Annotated in this window: 9 protein-coding genes; 7 read left to right on the forward strand and 2 right to left on the reverse strand. The window is 50.6% G+C overall.

Annotated elements, in window-relative coordinates; genetic code table 11:
* Positions 1–13 precede the first annotated feature (13 nt).
* From clpX to ytvI, 4 genes are all read left to right on the forward strand, one after another.
* Positions 14–1,285 (forward strand): ATP-dependent Clp protease ATP-binding subunit ClpX, encoded by a 1,272-nt coding sequence (gene clpX, locus H8S44_RS02735; protein WP_186873370.1) that lies wholly within the window; start codon positions 14–16, stop codon positions 1,283–1,285.
* A 77-nt stretch (positions 1,286–1,362) separates the two neighbouring features.
* Entirely contained in the window at positions 1,363–3,690 is a 2,328-nt protein-coding gene (gene lon / locus H8S44_RS02740) for an endopeptidase La (protein ID WP_186873369.1), read from the forward strand.
* A 21-nt stretch (positions 3,691–3,711) separates the two neighbouring features.
* The gene (gene yihA, locus H8S44_RS02745; RefSeq protein ID WP_186873368.1) at positions 3,712–4,332 is read left to right on the forward strand and encodes a ribosome biogenesis GTP-binding protein YihA/YsxC; all 621 of its coding nucleotides are present in this window, start codon (positions 3,712–3,714) and stop codon (positions 4,330–4,332) included.
* Between the two features lie 30 nt (positions 4,333–4,362).
* Positions 4,363–5,481, forward strand: a complete 1,119-nt coding sequence (gene ytvI, locus H8S44_RS02750) for a sporulation integral membrane protein YtvI (protein ID WP_186873367.1) — start codon at positions 4,363–4,365, stop codon at positions 5,479–5,481.
* A 17-nt stretch (positions 5,482–5,498) separates the two neighbouring features.
* Here the strand turns inward: ytvI and H8S44_RS02755 are convergent, their stop codons facing one another.
* Positions 5,499–6,011, reverse strand: a complete 513-nt coding sequence (locus H8S44_RS02755; protein ID WP_186873366.1) for a DUF4364 family protein — start codon at positions 6,009–6,011, stop codon at positions 5,499–5,501.
* 3 nt (positions 6,012–6,014) lie between these two features.
* Entirely contained in the window at positions 6,015–6,947 is a 933-nt protein-coding gene (locus H8S44_RS02760; RefSeq protein ID WP_186873365.1) for a TIGR01212 family radical SAM protein, read from the reverse strand.
* Positions 6,948–7,297: 350 nt separating this feature from the next.
* Here H8S44_RS02760 and H8S44_RS02765 point away from each other — a divergent pair, with 350 nt between their 5' ends.
* The 3 genes from H8S44_RS02765 to H8S44_RS02775 all read left to right on the forward strand — a co-directional run bounded on the left by H8S44_RS02765 (position 7,298) and on the right by H8S44_RS02775 (position 22,975).
* Positions 7,298–21,484: a DUF5722 domain-containing protein gene (locus H8S44_RS02765; RefSeq protein ID WP_186873364.1), complete on the forward strand. Its 14,187-nt coding sequence runs from the start codon at positions 7,298–7,300 to the stop codon at positions 21,482–21,484.
* Positions 21,485–21,620: 136 nt separating this feature from the next.
* Entirely contained in the window at positions 21,621–22,067 is a 447-nt protein-coding gene (locus tag H8S44_RS02770; protein ID WP_186873363.1) for a hypothetical protein, read from the forward strand.
* Positions 22,019–22,975 carry a carbon-nitrogen hydrolase family protein gene (locus tag H8S44_RS02775; protein WP_186873362.1) on the forward strand — a complete coding sequence of 319 codons (957 nt, stop codon included), beginning with the start codon at positions 22,019–22,021 and terminating at the stop codon, positions 22,973–22,975. Before H8S44_RS02770 ends, H8S44_RS02775 begins: the two co-directional genes overlap by 49 nt.
* The last annotated feature ends 13 nt before the right edge of the window (positions 22,976–22,988 follow it).

Consider the following 22,988-nt stretch of genomic DNA (forward strand, 5'->3'; position numbering starts at 1 on the left):
AGGAAATAAGTGAATGGCCAGAAATAACGATGATAAGGTAAGGTGTTCCTTCTGTGGAAAGACAGGAGACCAGGTACGGAAGATGATATCCGGGCCCAGCGGCACCTATATCTGCGACGAATGCGTGGAGCTCTGCGCGGAGCTCATTGACGAGGAGCTGGATCAGGAAGGTCTGGAGGAAGAACCGGATCAGGAGGAGATCAATCTCCTGAAGCCCAGGGAGATCAAAGAATTCCTGGATCAGTATGTAATCGGACAGGAGGACGCCAAAAAGGTGCTTTCCGTAGCGGTGTATAACCACTACAAGCGGATTCTCGCCATGAAGGACAGCAAAAAGGAATCCGATGTGGAACTGCAGAAGAGCAATGTGCTGCTTCTGGGGCCCACCGGTTCCGGAAAGACCCTGCTGGCCCAGACCATGGCGCGTCTTCTGAACGTACCCTTCGCCATCGCGGACGCCACCTCTCTGACAGAGGCCGGTTATGTGGGCGAGGACGTGGAGAATATTCTGCTGAAGATTATTCAGGCGGCAGATTATGATATCCAGCGCGCGGAGCACGGTATCATTTACATTGACGAGATTGATAAGATTACGAGAAAGTCCGAGAATCCTTCCATTACCCGGGATGTATCCGGCGAGGGAGTGCAGCAGGCGCTTCTGAAGATTCTGGAGGGAACCGTGGCGTCTGTACCGCCCCAGGGAGGCAGAAAGCATCCCCATCAGGAGCTGATTCAGATCGACACCACAAACATCCTCTTCATCTGCGGCGGGGCATTTGAGGGACTGGAGAAGATCATTGAGCACCGGATGGACAGACGGACCATCGGTTTCGGCGCGGAGCTGGGCAAGCCCAATGAGAGCGACGATATCGGACATCTGCTCCATGAGATGCTGCCGGAGGATCTGGTGAAGTTCGGCATGATTCCCGAGTTCGTGGGACGTGTGCCGGTGACCGTAGCCCTGGATGCCCTGACCAAGGAGGACATGGTGCGGATCCTGGTGGAGCCCAAGAACTCCATCGTCAAGCAGTACAAAAAGCTGTTTGAGCTGGACGGCGTGAAGCTGTCCTTTGAGCGGGAGGCCATCGAGGCCATCGCGGAGCAGACTGTGACGCGAAAGACGGGAGCCAGAGGACTGCGTTCCATCATGGAGGGTATCATGATGGATACCATGTATGAGATTCCGTCTGATGATACGATCACCAACTGCATGATTACAAAGGAAGTGGTGGAGGGCACAGGCAAGCCTGTGACCACCAGCAATGAGATGAGAGCCCGGGCATAGATCCGGGTGAGAAAGAGTTCCGCTTGCGGGACTCTTTCGTGCATAAGACAGAATATACGAAAGAGAAGGTGGAAACCATGACAGATTTAATCGAAACCTTACCCGTGATAGCATTGCGCGGGATGACCATCCTTCCCGACATGGTAATACATTTTGACGTGAGCAGGGAGCGTTCGATCAAGGCCATCGAAGAAGCCATGCTGAAAGATCAGAGGACTTTTCTGGTGACCCAGAGGGATCCACAGGTGGAAAATCCGGGATCGGAGGATCTGTACCGCATCGGAACTATTGCCTGCGTCAAGCAGGTGATCAAGATGCCTCACAGCGTCATCCGGGTGCTGGCAGAGGGCCTGGAGCGGGCGGAGCTGTCCCAGTTTCATCAGGAGGATCCCTATCTGGAGGCGGAAGTGCTCCGCTTTGAGAAGGATACGGAGCTTCAGAACCTGCCGGAGAGCTGCCGGGAGGCCATGGCGCGGAATCTGGGAGAGACCTTCCAGATGTACTGCGCGGAGAACCCGAAAGGCGGCAAGGAGCTGGCCCGTCAGGTATCCCAGGAGCCGAATCTGGAAAAGCTCATGAGCCAGATCATGATCAATCTGCCCCTGTTTTACGAGGATAAACAGAAGCTTCTGGAGGCGGACAGCCTTTCCGACCGGTATGAGCTGCTCTGTCTTCTGATGAATAAAGAGATCGAGGTCATGCGGTTCAAACGGGAGCTCCAGGAGAAGGTCAAGAACCGGGTGGACAAGAACCAGAGAGAATATCTGCTCCGTGAGGAGCTGAAGGTCATCCGTGAGGAGCTGGGAGAGGACAATCTCCTGTCTGACGCGGATCATTTCCGGGAGGAAGTGGCGAAGCTGAAGGCCTCCAAAGAGGTCAGGGAAAAGCTGAACAAAGAAATCAGCCGGTTCCAGAATATGGGAATGAATTCCTCCGAGAGCGCAGTGCTCCGGGGCTACATCGAAACCATGCTGGAGCTGCCCTGGGATAAGGCGTCCCGTGACAGCAGCGACCTGAAGCGGGCGGAGGAGATTCTGAATGAGGATCACTACGGCATGGAAAAGGTCAAGGAGCGGGTGCTGGAGTATCTGGCCGTGCGGATTCTGACAAAGAAGGGCAGCAGTCCCATTCTCTGCCTGGTGGGCCCGCCCGGAACCGGTAAGACCTCCATCGCCCGGTCCATCGCTAGAGCCCTGAATAAAAAGTATGTCCGCATTTCTCTGGGCGGCGTCCGGGACGAGGCGGAGATCCGGGGACATCGGAGAACCTATGTGGGAGCCATGCCGGGCCGGATCGCGGCGGGCATGAAGCAGGCGGGGGTGAAGAATCCTCTGATGCTGCTGGACGAGATCGACAAGGTCAGCAGCGACTACAAGGGCGATACTTCCTCAGCTCTTCTGGAGGTGCTGGATTCCGAGCAGAACAGCCGCTTCCAGGATCACTATGTGGAGCTTCCCATGGATCTGTCCGAGGTGCTGTTCATTGCCACGGCAAACGACGTGCAGACCATTCCCCGTCCTTTGCTGGACCGGATGGAGCTCATCGAGGTCAGCAGCTATACGGAAAATGAAAAGGTACATATTGCCAGAGAGCACCTGATTGGAAAGCAGATGGAGAAGAACGGCCTGAAGGAAGGACAGCTTACCATCAGTCCCAAAGCACTGGAGCATCTGATTCACAGCTACACCCGGGAGGCGGGCGTGCGCCAGCTGGAGCGGAAGCTGGGAGAGGTATGCCGGAAGGCGGCCCGGGAGATCCTGGAGCAGAGCCGGGAGAGTGTCCGTCTGACTGAGAATAATCTGGAAAAATATCTGGGCAAGCCCCGGTACAGTTACGATATGGCAAATGAGACCGACGAGGTAGGTATCGTCCGGGGCCTGGCCTGGACCAGCGTGGGCGGCGACACCCTGCAGATCGAAGTAAATATCATGCCCGGAAAGGGTGAAATCTCCCTGACCGGTCAGCTGGGTGATGTAATGAAAGAGTCGGCCCGCACGGGACTGAGCTATATCCGTTCCGTCAGCGGCAGCTACGGTATTGACAAAGAGTTCTTCCGGGAGCATGATATCCATATCCACATTCCCGAGGGCGCAGTGCCCAAGGACGGTCCCTCGGCCGGAATCACCATGGCTACGGCCATGCTGTCGGCTATGACGGATATCCCGGTTTACGCCCATGTGGCCATGACCGGAGAGATCACCCTGCGGGGACGGGTGCTTCCCATCGGCGGTCTGAAGGAAAAGCTTCTGGCGGCGAAAAATGCCGGAATCAAGACGGTTATCGTGCCGGAGAAGAACCGCCGGGACGTGGCGGAGATTTCCGCGGAGATCAAAAAAGGTCTGCAGATCGTCTATGCGGAGCAGATGGAAGACGTACTGAAAATCGCGTTTCACGAAAAAGCGTAAGACGCGCTGTGGAGAAAGCATATGATTATTAAAAATGTGAATCTGGAGACGGTCTGCGGTATCACCAGCCGTCTTCCGGAAAATGAACTGCCGGAGATCGCCTTTGCGGGCAAGTCCAACGTGGGAAAATCCTCCCTGATCAACGGACTCCTGAACCGCAAATCCCTGGCCCGGACCTCGGCCCAGCCGGGAAAGACCCAGACCATCAACTTTTACAATGTCAATCAGGCCATGTATCTGGTGGACCTGCCGGGCTACGGCTACGCCAAGGTAACCCAGGAGATTCGGGAAAAATGGGGCAAGCTCATCGAGCGGTATCTCCATGGATCCAAGCAGCTGAAAGCAGTGTTCCTGCTCATTGATATCCGGCATGAGCCATCGGAAAATGACAAGCGTATGTACGAGTGGATCGTCTGGAACGGCTACGACCCGATCATCATTGCAACCAAGCTGGATAAGATCAAGCGCAGCCAGATTCAGAAGCAGCTGAAGCTGATCCGTACCGGACTGAATGTGAAGCCGGGTACCCAGATCCTGCCCTTCTCCGCGGAGACCAAGCAGGGACGGGACGAGATCTGGGCGCTGATTGATACACTGATTACGCCGGAAGCGGAGGAACAGGCAGAACTGCCGGAAGCCTAACAGAACAGAAAATCGAAAAGAGGTAAGAATATGGACAGAAAGTACTTGAGAAATCTGGTAAACATCGTACTGTTTCTTGTGGGGGTGGTGCTGGTCTGTCTTCTGGTTCCGAGACTGGTGATTTTCTTTATGCCCTTTGTGGTGGGCTGGATCATCGCCCTGATCGCGAATCCCCTGGTGCGGCTGATGGAGAAGCGGCTGAAGATTGTGCGGAAGCACAGCTCGGCCCTGATCATCGTCGGCACCATCGCCCTGATCGTGCTGGGCGGCTACGGCATTCTGTCCTGGCTGGTCCGGGAGATCTACGGCTTTATCGGTGTGCTGCCGGATCTCTATGAGGCACTGCTGGGCGATTTGGAGACCACCAGCGTGAACCTGGCCGGAATCTCCGAGAAGATCCCGCCGGAGCTTCTGGAGAAGCTGTCTGCCACCGTTCACAGCCTGACGGAATCCCTGGGTAATGTGATCAGTACCATCGGCGTGCCTACAGTGGCGGCCGCCGGAAATATCGCGAAAAATATCCCCAATATCCTGGTGCATGTGATATTCACCATCCTGTCCGCTTACTTTTTCATCGCGGAGCGGGACAAAATCATCCAGTGGGGCAGAGAGCACACGCCGGAGGAGCTGCGCTCCAAATGGCGTTTCATCACGGAAAAGTTCCGGAATGCCGTGGGCGGCTACTTTAAGGCCCAGTTCAAAATCATGGGCGTGGTGGCGGTGATTCTGTTGGTGGGATTCTTCATGCTGCATATCAAATACGCCATTCTCTGGGCCATTCTCATCGCCCTTCTGGACTTTCTGCCCTTCTTTGGGACGGGAACGGCCCTGATTCCCTGGGCAGTGCTGAAAGTCCTGAGCGGCAATTATAAATTTGCCGTGGGCCTGGTGATTATCTATCTGGTGAGCCAATTGGTACGCCAGCTGATCCAGCCCAAGATCGTGGGCGACACCATGGGCCTGAATCCGCTGGCCACCATGGTATTCATGTATATCGGTTATAAGATCGGCGGAATCGTGGCTATGATTATTGCAGTGCCTGTGGGATTGATTCTGATTAATCTTTATGAGGCAGGAACCTTTGATGACATCATTGAGGACGTCCGGGAACTGGCAAAAGGATTGAATGAGTACCGGAAGGGGAAATAGAGTATTTTTACAAACTTTTACAGCAGCGCTTTCATCAGCGAAGCATAAATCTCCTGGCTCTTGTCCCGCCAGTGGCCGCAGATGGCCTCTGCCTGCTCCCGTACCGGAACGGTCAGGGTCAGGTCAATGAGCACCGAATTCTTTTCCAGAACCCGGCAGCGGGCGGCGTACTCCCCGGAGCTGGTCTCGTAGTAGTCTGCAGGCATGGAAATGTCATTGCGCAGCTCATAGCTGTGTTCCGCCAGAAAGGCGTCGATCTCCTCCCGGATCTGGGAGGAGATTTTTTTGCCGAAATAGGACAGGGTATTCTGTCCCTCCTTGGTGATGGTGTAAAGAGAGGTATTCCGGACGGACTTCAGCCGGATAAAACGGGCCTCCACCAGCTCCGACAGGGCGGTCTGGATGGTGAAATAATCCGTATACTCCTTTTCCAGAATAAATTCAGAGATCTGGGCGTTGCTCATGGGAAAGCTGACCCGGTCCAGCATATAGAGCACAATCAGTTTTGATAAAGTAAGTGTTTCCGCCATAAATCAAATCTCCCTTCCGGCAGGCTCCCAGAGCCTTCCCTGAAATGTATCCCGTATTTTCAACTCCCGGTGGATATGGTTCAGCACCTGGCGCTTGGCCTGGCTCCACAGGGGAGCCATGAGCAGATCCTTTGGTCCGTCCCCGGTGAGCCGGTGAATCACCAGATCCGGACGGCACACCTCCAGGCAGCGGATGACCAGATCCACATAAGCCTCCTCGGACAATACCGAAAAGCCGGGATTCTCATAATAGGAGGCCAGATCCGTACCCTTCAGCACATGGAGCAGCTGAAGCTTGATACCGGAGGCGGTGGAAGCGCTGACGAAACGAACCGTGTCCAGCATCCGTTCCGGCGTCTCGCCGGGCAATCCCAGAATCACGTGAACCACCGTCTCGATGCCCCGGGCGTGAAGCTCCTCCATGGCCCGCTCAAAGACGGCTAGGGGATAGCCCCGCCGGATAAACCGGGCGGTATCCTCATGGATGGTCTGAAGGCCCAGCTCCACCCAGACAGGTTTGATCCGGTTCAGCTCCCCCAGAAGCTCCAGAATCTCCGGCTCCAGACAGTCGGGCCGGGTGGCGATGGACAGTACGGCCACTTCCGGCCGGGTGATGGCCTCCAGAAAGATGGGGCGTAAGTACTCCGCCGGAGCGTAGGTATTCGTGTAGGCCTGGAAATAAGCGATATACCGGTTCACCGGCCGCTTTCCGGAGAGGCGCGCCTTGGCGTCCTCGATCTGCTCCGACACGGACAGAGCCGCGCTGGAAGCAAACTCCCCGGATCCTCCGGCACTGCAGAAGATACAGCCCCGGGTACCCAGCTTCCCGTCCCGGTTGGGACAGCTGCAGCCTGCATTCAGCGTGAGCTTATACAGTTTTTCACCGAAGCGCTCCCGGACAGCGTCGTTCAGGGAGCGGTAACGGGCCTCAGCCATGGTCCGGGCCTCCTTTTTCAGTCTGTTTCTATTATAGGTGGAAAGACGAGAGGTTGTCAAGGAAGGGGACAGCTGGGGAGAATCAGCCGGAGCGCCCGGCGCCGGGCAGACTGGCCGACTGTGAAATAAAATGGAAAAATATTAAAAAAGTATAAAAATTTGGAGAACTCTACCATGGGGAATATGGTATAATGTTGTTAAACATTATACTCTGCCGAATGGCATCCAAAGCGGAGCGGCATATCCGGAGGATATGGTATAATGTTGTCAAACATGATACTCTGCCGAATGGCATCCAAAGCGGAACTGATACATTCGGAACAACAAAGCATAAAGTGAGGAGAGCACAGATGAAAAAGAGATGGAAAGCAGCAGTCTCCTGGCTGCTTATTATCGCAATGCTGGGAGGCTACGGAGACACCGCCCTGGCGGCCGGAACCGGCTACGGCGTGCCCCAGAACCCGGAGCAGCAGACGCTGACCGGGGACGACACCCTGACAGGCGCGGCAGACGCCGGGGAGGGGCCCGCAGCAGAGGAAAGCGGAAGCGCCGGAAACGAAACCGGAAACGCTGGGGAAGCCCGGGAAGAGCAGCCCCAGGGCGGAACGGATGAGACCGACGGGAAGGGCGGAGAAGAAAAGGGAAGCCCGGAGAAGAGTCAGGAGGAAGGGCAGGAGGATACAGAGCTGACGGAAGCCCCCGATGGGGAAGTGCAGATCCTGACCGACAGCGTCGAGATCCGGAACCCCTTCGACGCGTTCCGGGAGCAGACGGACGAAGATTTCCCTGCGCTCTATAGCAATGAAACCTATGTGGATTCCTTTGGCAGCCAGATCAAAGATGAGCTGGCAAAGGAGATTTATGCCCAGATGGTGGACAAGTATGTGACCAGACGGGAAGTGGGAGACGTGGGAAGCCTCAATGTGGAGAAGGCTCCTACGGTGACCGGAAGCACACAGAGCGAAGTGGGCACAAATCTTCAAAGTGAACTGATGAACAGTCTGAATATGGCAGCGGCTGCATTTTTAATGGATTACCCTTCCGTATTCTGGATCAAAACTTCCGGCTTGAGCTGGCGGTATTCCCTTTATCAGGATACGCAGAATACGGACGAACCCTATTACGGCAAAGTCACCACACTGAATATGACGGTGAACGCGACATACAACATCGGAGTCTCCGCCCAGATGGTCAGCGATTTCGACCAGGCCGTAGAGCAGGTGAAGCAGCAGATCCGGACCGCCGCAGGCGACCACGCGGACCGCTACGAGCTGGTCACAGCCATTCACGACTATCTCTGCGACAAGCTGAGCTACGATACGCCGGCAGCCAACGGCCTGGGCAGCGACGCCTATGACTATGCCCACGTGGCATCCACGGTTTTTCTCGGCCATAACGGAGACTACAAAGTAGTCTGCGAGGGCTATGCGAAAGCATTCAAAGTCCTCTGCGATGAGTTTGACATCCCCTGCGCCCTGGTCATCGGAACCGGAAAGACCAACGGCGGATCCGGCCCCCATATGTGGAACTATGTCCGCATGGAGAACGGCGGCTGGTACGGCATGGACGTGACCTGGGACGATTCCATCGTAAGCAAAGACTACTTCCTGTCCGGAAGCGAGACAGAGGGAGCCTGGTACGGTTCCACCTTCTCAGGAGAGCATATCGAGAGCATGCAGATCCTGACAAACGCAGCGGCGCCCTTTGTGTATCCGGTGCTGGAGACAGAAGGCTATGTCCATGACTATCAGGGAACCGTGTACACAGATGCGAATGGCGAGTCCGAGCTGTGGATCAGCGATCTGGACGCAAGAAGCCATCTCAGCAGTGCAGATATACTGAAGATTCTGGAGACCTGCTATCAGGGAAGGCAGTTCCGGGAGATTCACATCGTACGTTCCGGAGACGGGGAAGCTGCATTGAATCAGACACTGGAAGCAGAACTGCTGAACGGACTGACCGCTTATCTGACCAAAGAGGGTATGGTTGAGTTCGAACTGTGGGATTCCGAAAAGCAGGAACTGACCCAGTGGAGAATGAAAGGTCTCAAGGGCGCCACCGCGGATGTGAATGGCACCGTGACCGTGAAAAGCGGTACGACACCGACTCTGGCAGCGGAGGTAAAGGGCGTCACCGCAGATGAACTCTCTCTGTATTACTCCTCAGCAGAGGTGAAGAACATCTGGCAGACGGCACTGGACGCATCCGGAGAGGAAGAACTGCCTCTGTATCTCTACGAAGAAGGCGATCCCCAGGCAGTTACAGGGGGAAGCTATACCCGAATGGAAAGCGACACCTATGGCTCATTGGGAACCCTGTATATCCGGGATCCGGAAAAGCTGGCAGGGGACACAGTCTATGAGATATCTACCGCATCCTACGACTGGATGATGGAGGAGCAGGGAAATGCGGATCAAGTTCGCAGTGATATCATCTGTGCGGCTTCTCTGGATCAGCTGCTGGAGAAGATGGATCAGCTGTCGATTCAGGCAGGGGATACGATTCAGATCTTCTGTATTGGCGAGACACAGCCGACGCAGATCCCGGCCAGGGTATTTGAAGCGATTGCCCGGTACGGTGCGGTTCTGAACTTCCGTATCGATGGAGAAAAAGAGAATTCCTATTATTTCTGGACATTCCGGGGACTGAAGCAGGGAAGCAGATTTGAAGACTTTTCCATGGCCTTCAGTCTGACGGCAGGCGGAAATGGAGCGGCGGATAAGCTACTGGGCGCAGGCCAGTATCTGGCATTTACGCCGGAAAGCTCCGCGCCGGACTGCGAGAAAGCAACTCTGTTACTTCGGGAGGAAGGTATCGCTTCTGCACTGCGGGAAGGCGAATACCAGGATATCTGGAAAATGACCCAGGGTGAACTGACTTCCACAGGAGAGCAGGCTACGGTATCGCTGGACGGCGATATGCTGGAAATTAATTCCTGGACAGCCGGAGAGACTTATTTTATCGGAAATATCAATTCTTCCGAGGGCTACGGCTGGAAGCAGGTAACAGACGCCGAGGGCGGTTATCGTATGGTTTATATCGCAGATGAGACCGGAGAGCGCCTTCGTGGCTGGCAGCTGATCAATGGAAGAAAATGCTGGTTTGATGAAAATGGTTATCTGGCCCAGGGTCCCACGAAGGTGGACGGAGTCTGGTATCTGTTCGGAGACTATCTCTATGGAGCGGAGGATCCCGGCGATTACGGACTGCTGACCGGCTATGTAAATTACGAAAATGTATGGAACTATTATACCGATACACAGGGAGTCTTACAGACCGGCTGGCAGAAGATCGGGAATGAATGGCATTACTTTGATTCGGACAACCATTTTGCGGAAATCCCTTCTGTACAGGAAGGAAACTGGGTAACCCTGGAGAATGGAAAGCGTTATTACTTCTACTACAATGCCTATCTGCTGACCGGCTGGCAGACCCTGGAGGATGGACGCTACTACCTGAACGCGGATGGAAGTACCTATACCGGATGGCTCGCTTACGGCGGTTACTGGTACTATTTTGACCAGATGGGCGCCCTGCAGACGGGATATATCGAAGCACAGGAGAATGGAAAAACTGTTCATTACTATGTATCTGCTGCAGGAATTCGAGTAACCGGCTGGCAGAAGCTGCAGGATGGCTGGCATTACTTTGACCCGGAGACCGGAAAAGAGCAGCAGGCAGAGAACATCGGCGGATTCTGGTATCAGATGAATGGCGCGAAATATTATTTTGGCGCGGACAGCTGGCTTGCCACCGGATCCCAGTATATCAACGGACATTATTATTACTTTGACAGCACCGGAAAGATGTGCACCGGCCTTCAGTGGATCGCGGGCAATCCCTATTACTACAAAGAGGATGGTACCCAGGGAACCGGACTCTTTACGGACGGCGGAAAGACCTATTACGCGACTGCTTACGGAGTCCTTTATCGCGGCTGGCAGAAGGTAGACGGGGAATGGAGATTCTTTGACCTGGATACCGGCGCGGAAAGCCCCTGTGAGATTCAGAGCGATTATTGGGCCTATGTGGACGGAAAAAGAAGCTATTACTTCATCAATGGCGTATATCTGGCCACAGGCTTCCAGAACATCGAGGATCATCTGTACTATTTTGACGGAACCGGAAAGCTGCAGACCGGCTTCTTCCGGCTGGGCGCGAATACCTATTACGGCGAACCGGACGGAGAGAACATCGGACAGCTGGCGCTGGGCGCAAAGACCATTGATGGAAAAGACTATTATTTCGGCTCTAACTATGTAATGTACACCGGCTGGCAGAAGCTGGACGGAGCATGGTGCTATTTTGATACGGATAAAGAACAGTACGGCGTCCGGAAAAGCGTAACCTTCCTGGGTGATAACTGGTATGAGGCAGACGGAAAGCGCTTTTATTTCCTGTATGACGCTTATCTGCTGACCGGACTGCAGAATATAGGAGGTTATCTGTACTATCTGGATCCGGCCACCGGAGCCATGGTAACCGGAGAAATGCAGATCTGGGGTAACTGGTACTGCTTCGGCGCAGACGGAAAGATGCAGATGAACGCCATCGTGAACGGCTATGGCTATAATGCCAGCGGCGTGCGGGTAACCGGATGGCAGTACATTGAAAACGCATGGCGGTACTTTGACCCTGCAACCGGTCTGTATCAGGAGACCACAGCCCTGGGAGATAACTGGTATCAGGTAGGAACTGAGAAATATTACTTCCTCTACGGTTCTTATCTGGCCACGGGCTTCCAGTATCTGAACGGACATACCTACTACTTCAGTCCGCAGACAGGAGCGCTGCAGACAGGCATCTTCCGGAACGGAACCAGCTGGATGTACCTGGGTGAGGACGGCGCGCTTCAGTATGGCTGGATTACCACAGAAAAGGGCAGTTACTACGCAAACGGAGCGGGCGTACTGGTGAGCGGCTGGCAGAAGATCGACAACCAGTGGTTCTACTTTGATACGGAGACACGGATTCTGGACAAGGGAGCTTCTGTAGACGATGATTACTTTGCTCATGATTCCAGGGGAAACACCTATTACCTTTACGAGGGCTACTATGTAACCACCGGTTGGGCCTATATTCAGGAAACATGGCATTATTTCGATCCGTCCACAGGTATCATGCAGACCGGTTTCATCCATGTGGGCGGAGTGGGCTATTATCTGGACGAAAATGGCGTACCCCTGACCGGCTGGCAGACCTATAATGGAGAAACTTATTACTGCGCCAACGCCTATGGGCAGGTGCTGACCGGGCTTCAGTATGTGGATGGAAGTTATTACTACTTCGGAAGCGCCGGAGCCATGCAGAAGTACTGGCAGCAGATCGGATACAATTACTACTACTTCGGTGCTGACGGAAAGATGCGTACGGGCTTCATCGAAGCTTTTGGTACGACCTATTACTGCTACTCCAACGGCGTGATGGCTACAGGCCTTCAGTGGATCGAGGGCGCGTACCGCTACTTCAACAGCTACGGAGCCATGCAGTATGGCTGGCAGACCATCAATGGAAACCGGTATTATTTCCAGAAATCCCAGAAGGGAGCCATGGCCACAGGCCTGACGGAGATCGAGGGAGATACTTACTATTTCGGTCCCTATGGTAATATGCTGACGGGCTGGCAGTGGCTGAATAACCGGTATCATTATTTTGACCAGGCAGACGGCAGAGAGCTGGCGATCCGGATCGACGTGGACTACTGGGGAACCGTAGGCACACATCGGTGCTATTTCGCCAACGGCGTGTCTCCGGTCAGCGGCTTCCAGTATCTGCACGGAGCATATTATTACTTTGACGGAAACTGTTTTCTGCAGGGGGAGGGAGAGTTCTCTCTCAATGGATCCTATTACCGTGCCAAAGCAGATGGCAAGCTGTACTTGAATGAGTTCTATACGGATCCGGACAGCGGAAAGACTTATTATTATGGAGCAGGTCTGTACCGGGTCAGCGGCTGGAACGCCATCGGAAGCGACTGGTATTACTTTGACGGAAGCGGCGTGATGCAGATAGGCCGCATGGACATCGCGGGAATCGAGTACTACTTTAATACAAAGGGCCAGTTACAGCTGGGCCTGTTCGAGGCAGACGGAAATACCTACTATACCGGAGGCGGCTGGGCGCTCCTGAGCGGCTGGCAGTATGTGAACGGCAGCTGGATGTATTTCGATCCGGCCACAAAGGCCAGAAGAACGATTCAGACCTCCGGGGATAACTGGTACGTGGTAGATGGAAAGACCTACTACTTTGTGAACGGCTGGTATCTGGCTACCGGTTTTCAGGTCATCGGCGGAAAGTATTATTACTTCGACGGCAATGGCGTTATGCAGACCGAAGGCGAGTTTTCGCTTAACGGATATTACTATCGGGCCAAGGCGGACGGAAGCCTGTACTGGAATGAATTCTATACAGATTCCGCCAACGGAAAGACCTATTACTATGGAGCGGGCGTCTATCGTGTCAGCGGCTGGAACGCTGTGGGAAGCGACTGGTATTACTTCGACGCCTCCGGCGTCATGCAGACGGGCCGGGTGGATATCGCGGGAACCGAGTATTACTTTAACGGAAAGGGTCAGCTGCAGCTGGGCCTGTTCGAGGCGGACGGAAATACTTACTACACCGGAGGCGGCTGGGCGCTCTTAAGCGGCTGGCAGTATGTGGGAAGCCAGTGGTACTACTTCGATCCGGATACCAAGGCATCTGTGGCATACACCATGTCCGGAAACTGGGCGGAGATGAAGGGTGAGAAGTATTACTTCGTCAACGGCTGGTATCTGGCTACGGGCTTCCAGTATCTGAACGGAGCATGGTACTACTTTAACGGAAATGGCGTGCTGCAGACCGGAGACTACGTCGTCGGACAGACCTGGTACCGGAGTAACGAGGATGGTACCCTGTATACAGGCGAGTATCAGAAAAACGGAAAGACCTACTACTACAACAACGGACAGCGGTATACCGGCTGGCTGACCCTGGATGGACAGCGCTACTTCTACAATACAAACGGTGAGAAGCGCTTCGGCAAGGTATGGATGAACGGAGTCTACTATTACTTCGATCCCACCAGCGGCGCACTGCAGACCGGCCTCATCGAGCTGCCTGAAAAGGACAGCGCAGGAAATCCGGTATACTACTACACCGGATATTATGAGTATCTCCAAAGCGGCTGGCATAAGATAGACGGCAGCTGGTACTACTTTGCGGCAGACACCAAGAAGAGCGTGCCCCTGGTTCAGAAGGAAAACTGGGTCACCATGGACGGCCGGCAGTATTACTTCATCAACGGCTGGACCCTGGCCACAGGCATCCAGGTCATCGATGGCTCCTATTACTACTTCGACGGAACCGGAGCCATGACCACAGACCGGGAATTCTCTTCAAACGGTTACTGGTATCGCGCCAAGGCCGACGGCAAGCTGTACTGGAATGAGTATTATACGGCGGAAGATGGAACCAGGTATTACTATGGAGCCGGAGTTTATCGGGTGAGCGGCTGGCAGTGGATGGAGAATGCGTGGCATTACTTTGATACAAAGGGTGCGATGGCAACCGGATGGAAAAACATCGGCGGTTACTATTACTATTTCCAGAAAGACGGAGCACGTCTGGAGGGATATCAGAATATAGATGGTTCCATGTATTATATCGGAAGTGGCGGTTATCGTCTGACGGGTTGGCAGTGGCTGTCCGGAAGATACCATTATTTTGATGTTGCGACCGGAAAAGAAGCGGAGACGAAGATCGATGCTGATTATTGGGCGACCGTGGATGGAAAACGCTGCTATTTTGCAAATGGAACTTCACCGGTCAGTGGATTCCAGTATATTCATGGAAAATACTATTATTTTGACGCACAGTGTTTTCTGCAGACAGGCGACTTTTCTCCGAACGGATACTGGTATCATGCAGATGATACAGGTGTGTTAAAATGGAATGAATTTTACACAGACGAGAAGGGGAATACCTATTATTATAACTCCGGGCTCTGGAGAGTCAGCGGCTGGAATGCGATAGATGGAAGTTGGTATTACTTCGATAACAGTGGAGTAATGCAGAAAGGTTATACGGATATCGCAGGAGCAAAATATTATCTTGGAACAGACGGAAAGCTTCAGACAGGTAAAATCATCATTGACGGGGAGATGAAATACTATTCCGGAAATGGATGGAATCTGTTGAGCGGCTGGCAGTATGTGGACAATAGCTGGTGTTATTTCTCCCCGACAAACTATGAGAAGACTGAGGTGAGCCGAAATGGTAACTGGGCGGTCATGGACGGAAAGAAGTATTATTTCGTAAACGGCTGGTACCTGGCTACTGGTTTCCAGTATATAGACGGTAAGTATTATTACTTTAATGCTTCCGGAGAAATGCAGACAGAAGGCGAATTCTGCCCCAACGGTTATTCCTACAGGGCAAAGAAGGATGGAAGTCTGTATTGGAATGAATTCTATACAGATCCGGAGACCGGAAAGACCTGTTATTACGGTTCCGGTGTTTATCGTGTGGCAGGATGGCTGAGCCTCTACAATGGCAGTACAACGGATACCTATTATTTCAATAACCTGGGTGTTATGAGCAAAGGGGTTACCTATATCGGAAATACCGCTTTCTTATTTGACATGGATGGAAAACTGGTCCGCGATCAGGTAACGCTTCAGGGAGTAACTTATTACGCAAACTGGAATGGAACCCTGAGGAATGGTCTGCTCTGGGAGAACGGATCTTATCATTATTATGTAAGCGGCCTTGTACAGACAGGAATGCAGAAGATAGGAGACAACTGGTATTATTTTGACACAGCTACAGGCCAGATGCAGATCGGATGGGTCAGAGAAGACGGAAAGGACTATTGGTTCGCTTCCAATGGTGTTCGTGTCAGCGGCTGGCAGTATGTGGACAATAGCTGGAAGTATTTTGCAAAAGAGACCGGAGAGAATCTGGAAGTAAAGAACCGGGGAGACGGCTGGTATGAGATGGAAGGCGACACCTACTATTTCATCAGTAACTGGTATCTGGCTACCGGATTCCAGTACATCAATGGAAGCTATTACTATTTCAATGGAACAGGTATTCTGCAAAAAGGAAGTCTCCGGGTAAATGGATATCGATATCAGACGGATGAGAACGGAAAAGTCCTGAAGAATCAGTTCTATACAGACGCAAAGACAGGAAAAACTTATTATTTCGGAGCCGGATTGTATTGTATCAGCGGTTGGCAGTACATTGATGGCAACTGGTATTACTTTGACGCTTCCGGCGTGAAAAAAACGGGAATCCAGACGATCAACGGAAATAAATATTATCTGGATGAAACCGGACACCTGAGAACCGGATTCATCGAAGCAAAAGAAGGAACATACTATTCCGGAAATGGATGGGAACTTTTAAGCGGCTGGCAGAATGTAAATAACCAGTGGTATTACTTCGATTCAGAAACGAAGAAGAGCGTCGAGATACAGTATCATGGAAACTGGGCGGAAAAAGACGGCGAAAGATATTACTTTATCTATGGCTGGTATCTGGCTACCGGATTCCAGTACATCGACGACGCATGGTATTACTTCAATGGCAGCGGCGTACTGCAGACTGGAAGCTATGCAGTGGGCCAGACCATGTACCGAAGTGACGCGGACGGAAAACTTCTGACAGGAGTATATAAAGAGGCCGGAAAGGAGTATTACTATAACGGAGGACAAAGAATAACAGGCTGGCTGGTATTGGACGGCAAAAAGTATTATTACAATGCAGATGGTGAAAAGCAGTTTGGAAAAGTACAGATTGGAAGCGTTTTCTATTATTTCGCACCGGAAACAGGAGAGCTGAAGACCGGACTGATTACAACAGAGGAAAACGGACAATCAGTAACTTATTATACAGGCTGGTACGAGTATCTCCAGAGCGGCTGGCACCGGATTGATAATCAGTGGTATTACTTTACATCGGATACAAAAGAAAGTGTAAAACTGGAAAAATCAGATGCTGAAGAGAACTGGATTACCATGGAAGGAAAAACCTATTACTTTATCAACGGATGGACTTTGGCTGTCGGTTTCCAGTATATCGATGGAGCATATCATTATTTCGACGGTAATGGCGTAATGCAGAAAGGAACCTTCTGTGTAGGAAACAACTGGTATCAGACCGATGAGAAAGGAGCCGTGCTTCAGAATCAGTTTTACATAGACACAGCTACAGGGAACCGTTATTATTATGGAAGCGGACTGAATCGTGTGACAGGCTGGCAGTATCTGGACGGAAACTGGTACTATTTTGATGGAAATGGCATTCAGCAGACCGGAATCACAAAGATAAATGGAGAACTGTATTATCTTACAGAGGATGGAGTTTTGAAAACCGGACTGATTGAGTCTCAGGATGGAACCTATTACAGCGGCGGCGGTTGGACTCTGTTGAGCGGCTGGCAGAAGATTCAGGATCAGTGGTACTATTTTGACGCGGAAACAAAGAAGAATGAAGAACTGCAGCAGAACGGAAACTGGGTTACCAAAGCAGGTGAGAAGTATTACTTTATCTATGGCTGGTATCTGGCTACCGGTTTTCAGTGGATTGATGGTAAGCTGTATTACTTTGACGGAACCGGAGCATTGCAGACCGGAAATTATAAGGTCGGACAGATCTGGTATCGCAGCAATGAGGATGGTACTCTTTATACAGGAACTTATAAAGCAGAAGATGGCAGGGAGTACTACTACAATCAGGGACAGCGGTATACAGGCTGGTTGAGCCTGGAGGGTAACAAGTATTTTTATAATGCAGCCGGAGTAAAACAGTATGGAAAGATCTGGAGCGGAGGCGTCTACTATTATCTGAATGAAACAACAGGCGCGTTAGAGACCGGACTGATCATTGGAGTGAACGCAGAAGGAAAATCCGTAACCTATTATACGGGTGGCTATGAATATCTGCAGAGCGGTTGGCACAGAATTCAGAATCAATGGAGATATTTCTCGGATGATTCTAAAGAGGAGCTTCCAGTAAAATCCCTGACCGCTGATGGAAACTGGGTGATGATGGAAGGAGATACCTATTATTTCGTCAATGACTGGACGCTGGCTACAGGCTGGCAGTACCTGAACAACAAATGGTATTATTTTGACGGAAACGGAATCCTTCAGAAGGGCTGGTTTACGATCGGGGCAAGCTGTTATTATGCAGACCCGGAACAGGGTGGAGCATATACAGGGTTTAAGGAGTTCGGTGGAAAAAATTACTATTTTGACGGCTACGGGACCATGTATCGAGGCTGGCTTACCCTGAATTCCGGTTCTAAGACTGGTACGTTCTATTTTGACGAGAAAGGGGAACTCTGCACCGGCGTAACGCAGATAGGAGCTACCTACTATCTGTTCGATACCGAGGGAAAACTGGTAACGACGCAGACGGTCATTGGTGGAGTAACCTATTATGCGACAGTATATGGAACACTTCGCAGCGGGCTGAACTGGGAGAACGGAGGATACTATTATTATCTGTCGGGACTCAGAAAGACAGGACTGCAGGAGATAGGAGGAAACTATTATTACTTTGATGCCGCCACAGGATTGATGAAAACCGGCTGGGTTACCGTGGAGCAAGACGGAGAAAGTAGAACCTGGTGGTTTGCCGGAAATGGTGTCCGTGTAACGAGCTGGCAGTGGATTGATAATGAAATGTATTATTTCAATCAGAACGGAGTCCTTCAGAAAGGCTGGTTCAACGTGGGAGCAAGTCATTGCTATGCAGATCCGGCTACCGGCATTCTGGCGTATGGACTTCAGAAGATTGGAGAAGACACCTACTATTTCAACCGAAATGGTATAGCATTGGAAGGCTTCGTATATGTAGATGGATGGCGATACTTTAAAAACTATAAGATGCAGACCGGAATCGTTCCGGTAGGAGAACTCTTTTATTTCTTTGATAAGAATGGAATCCGGCAGACCGGTCTGGTGACAGTGGAAGAAAACGGGCAGGAGGCCGAGTATTATCTGGACAGAAATGGAATCGTTCAGAGAGGCTGGTTCTACACAAACGGCGGCTGGAATTATTATTCCTGGGAAACAGGAAAGAAAACAGCGGCAGAAAAGATCCCAGCAAGCGAACTGAAGGAAGACCTGAGCTCTTACTGTCAGTGGTATCGGGTAACCGAGAACGGCAAGGAAAGCTGGTACTGTGTCTACGCAAACAGCTATGCGTTGACGGGTCTGGTAACCCTGGGAAATTATCGTTACTACTTTGATAATCATGGAGCCCTTTACAAGGGCAGATTCGAGGTAGACGGAACCTCCTGGTACGCAGACGAGGCAACCGGTTCGATTCCGGTGGCCGGTGTCTTCTATACAGATGAGAATGGAGACATCTACTTCTATAATACCTACGGTCAGATGGCCAAGGGCTGGGTGTATTATAACGGCAAATCCTATTATTTTAACCAGGTGAACGGAGCGGCATATCGAAGCGGCTGGTATTATGTGGACAATGTGCTGTATCTGTTCTCACCGCTGGGTTCCGTAGTAACTCAGCCGATCCTGACCGGTCTCTACAATATCAATTACAAGACCATGGAACTGACCTGGAACGCTTACGACGGAGCGGATCAGTACTGCATCGAATACTCAGAGCTTCCGGATTTTTCAGAAGCGAAGGCAGTATATTACGATAAGGATACGGTGAAAACACAGATCGAAGATCTGAAAGAGAATACCGTATACTATGTGAGAATCCGTTATCAGATGACCGGAACCGTATTACATTCTGAGGATGGAAAGGATGCTGTGGGTGAAAACCTGTACAGCGACTGGAGCCAGGCTTACAGCATCCAATCACAGGGAAAGACCGCTCCCTATTATGGGGCAGCGGCTCTGAACCGGTGCGATGTGGTTACCGTAGAGAATGGAAGCGTAGAAGAAGGCAGTGAGCAGAACAGCAGTACTTCCTACGGTATCCAGATGCGTATCAATATCAGCGGAATGCTGAACAGCGACGACGACCAGTATTATATCGTACATCTGGATACCTATAACGGCGGTATCGTGGACAATCAGGCACTGTACAGCTTCTCAAAAGAGGATGGAGTAAAGTCCGAGGACAAGCGGAGCTACGTGTACGATATCACCATGCCGGTCGATAATACAAATGAAAGTATCATGAACAAATATGCGGTAGCTGTGAAATGGGGCGGTTATTATTCCCTCATCAGCGCCGGAAGCTTCGTGTCCAATCCGGGATATGTGGCAGAAAATCAGAGTCCCTACTTTATGCCGGCTTCCAAGAAGGGAATCCAGAGCAGTCAGTGGGCACAGGATTCCGGCACAAAGAATGTGACGATGAATCTGCTGATGTCCAGCGTATTGAAATACGGAAATATCCCCTATGAATACAAGGGAAAAACCTATTACTTTACCGACCTGGCAGATCAGATAGCTACCGTAAAGGAATATAACCGGGGTGATGAAGGAAATAAGATACAGGTAACCATGATCCTGTTGCTGGATTACCGCTCTTCCACAGAAGACATGATTCATCCGGCAGCCCGAAACCGTGGCGCAGCACCTTACTACATGTTTGACACGACCTCACAGGCAGCACAGGAGAAGCTGGAGGCAGTATTCAGCTACCTGGGCGAAGTGTTTGGACGGAAAGACTGCTTTGTGTCCAACTGGATTCTGGGGAATGAGGTGAACTCCTGTAATGCGTGGAACTATAAGGGAGGCTTAGATGATTATTCATATATACGCGGATATGCTAATGCATTCCGGACATTGTACTACGCAGTGAAGAAAAGTTGTGCAAGTTCTAGGGTATTCATATCTTTGGATAATGCCTGGAACTGGGCAGTGGCGGGGTATAGTGGAAAATATATCTTGGATAATTTTGCGTATTATATATGGGTAGAGAATCCTAATGTGGAATGGAACGTAGCATTTCATCCATATTCTCAGCCTATGACGAGAGTAGATTATTGGAATGATGGCTCTAATACAACGAATAGTTATGATACTCGTACTATTTCCATGCAAAATATATCAGTGTTAACTAGCTATATGGCTTATATGGAAAATATTTATGAAAAGCCATCTGGAAGCATCCGGGTGATATTATCTGAACAAGGATGGAGCGCCGGAGGCGGTGAATGGAATCAGGCATTTGCCATTGCACTGGGATATTATATCGCGGAGTTCAATGATCGGATTGATGCATATATTATTCGGGCAGAAATTGATGACTGGTCGGAGGTGTACTGGAATAATCTGTATCTGGGATTGAAGGATTTGAATGAGAATAAGCGTATGGCCTATTATGTATACAAGTATATGGATACGCCGCGAGTGTCAAATCCGGATGGCAGCAGTATCGATTACGCGCTGAAGGACTACAATGCCAGCAGCATTGGCTTCAGTTCAGATGCAAACAGACAGCGATTTATAGATACACAAAATTTATTGCAGAATTGGAACTGGGCAGCCTGGGTAGCCGGATATGATGAAAGCAAGTTGAATAAGATGCCTTATGCGTATTCGGAGTTGAATCCGTAATTTGGAAAAGAGATCTCATTACAGAATGGGGTCTCTTTTTTGCGAAGTAGTCCAGTACAATAAACTGAATAAAAACTGAATAATAATTGAAAAATAGAAAATGATGTGGTATGGTAAAGAAAAGGGGGTGAGACGAGTGGTTCAGATAAAAAGACTGTATAACATACTTGCGCTGGCGATACAAAAGATAGAACAGAAAATGAAACCGGATGACTTTAAGAATCTTAAAAATATTCATCCATCTTACGGACAAAAAATACTGAGAAGTCTGCAGATAAAAATGCCGGAACTGTTTGCGGAGGACGGAAGCCTGAACAGCGGCAGAGCATCTGAATGGAAATTGAAGAAGACAACGCTGGTAGAAAGAGTAGAGGAGTGTATCAGTTTTGAGGAAGATACAGAAAAATTGGTATATCTGATACGACAGTTGGATTTGTTTCTGGAAAAAAGTATCAACGGTTTTATTCCTGTGGGAGAGGATAGCTATCGATTTGAAAGCCTGAATGATAATGTGAAGGAAAGCGGGATTTTTTATTGCCAAGGCTTGAGTGCAGGTGGGAACATAAAAGCAGAAATACCGTAGGCGTTTATGATATCACATGCTATCTGAAAAATTTCTATTTTCTCAGAGCGGGAAATGAAAGTTATAAAGTAGAACATATCTTACTAAAGGCAAATCGATTTAAACAGGCCATTTACAGAGGAGAACTGAGAATAGCAGTCTCTCCGATTACTACAAAAGATGTCTTGAATGTCAGAGAATATACAAAAGATAACCGTGAATATATATCTGTAGAACCATTTTCGCAATCAGCGGAAGAAGAGTTGAAAAAACGGATTTTAAATATGATATGTCGCGCAGAAGCAGAAGAAGCGGACCTTCTACTGTTTCCAGAAATACTGGGAACAAAAAGCATACAGGAGGAAATAGAGGCTGCGCTTTATGAGAATGAAAGCGAGTATCCGCGGATGACGATATGCCCAAGTATATGGAAGAGAAATAAAAATAGTTGCAGAATTCTGGACGAAATGGGTATGCTTCTGGCAGAACAGGAAAAGCACTTTGGCGCGCAGCTCGGTGGAAAACTGGAGGATATCAAGTCAAATCAGAAAGTGTATTTGTTTCACTGCGAAGGAATAGGAAGAATCGCCGTACTTATCTGTATGGACTTTCTGGTGAACACATATCGGGAGTTTGTAGTGAAAGAATTAAAAGCTACGTTGGTACTGGTTCCGTCTTATTCGTCAGGAGAATACAATTTTGAAACAAAGGCGATGAATTATATGGATTTGGATTGCCAGGTTATATGGATAAATTGCTGCAGCGCCGCTAAAGGAAAGAATGAGCCGATTACATTGCGGTATGGGGCAGGCAGGAAAGGAGTATATAGGGAAAGAAAGATGGTAAATGAATTGTGTGGGGAGCATTGTACAGGTGAGTGTCTGTGGATTTATGAAATAGAACTGGAAGGAGGAACACAGGAAAGATGAAAGAAACAGGATG

This window comes from Anaerosacchariphilus hominis, assembly GCF_014290175.1.
In the GTDB taxonomy this organism is placed as follows: domain Bacteria; phylum Bacillota; class Clostridia; order Lachnospirales; family Lachnospiraceae; genus Laedolimicola; species Laedolimicola hominis.

Excerpts from the sequence above, each read along its gene's own strand:
- yihA (WP_186873368.1), top strand. The coding sequence starts at position 3,712 with ATGATTATTAAAAATGTGAATCTGGAGACGGTCTGCGGTATCACCAGC.
- H8S44_RS02765 (WP_186873364.1), top strand. The coding sequence starts at position 7,298 with ATGAAAAAGAGATGGAAAGCAGCAGTCTCCTGGCTGCTTATTATCGCA.
- H8S44_RS02755 (WP_186873366.1), bottom strand. The coding sequence starts at position 6,011 with ATGGCGGAAACACTTACTTTATCAAAACTGATTGTGCTCTATATGCTG.
- lon (WP_186873369.1), top strand. The coding sequence starts at position 1,363 with ATGACAGATTTAATCGAAACCTTACCCGTGATAGCATTGCGCGGGATG.
- ytvI (WP_186873367.1), top strand. The coding sequence starts at position 4,363 with ATGGACAGAAAGTACTTGAGAAATCTGGTAAACATCGTACTGTTTCTT.
- H8S44_RS02760 (WP_186873365.1), bottom strand. The coding sequence starts at position 6,947 with ATGGCTGAGGCCCGTTACCGCTCCCTGAACGACGCTGTCCGGGAGCGC.
- clpX (WP_186873370.1), top strand. The coding sequence starts at position 14 with ATGGCCAGAAATAACGATGATAAGGTAAGGTGTTCCTTCTGTGGAAAG.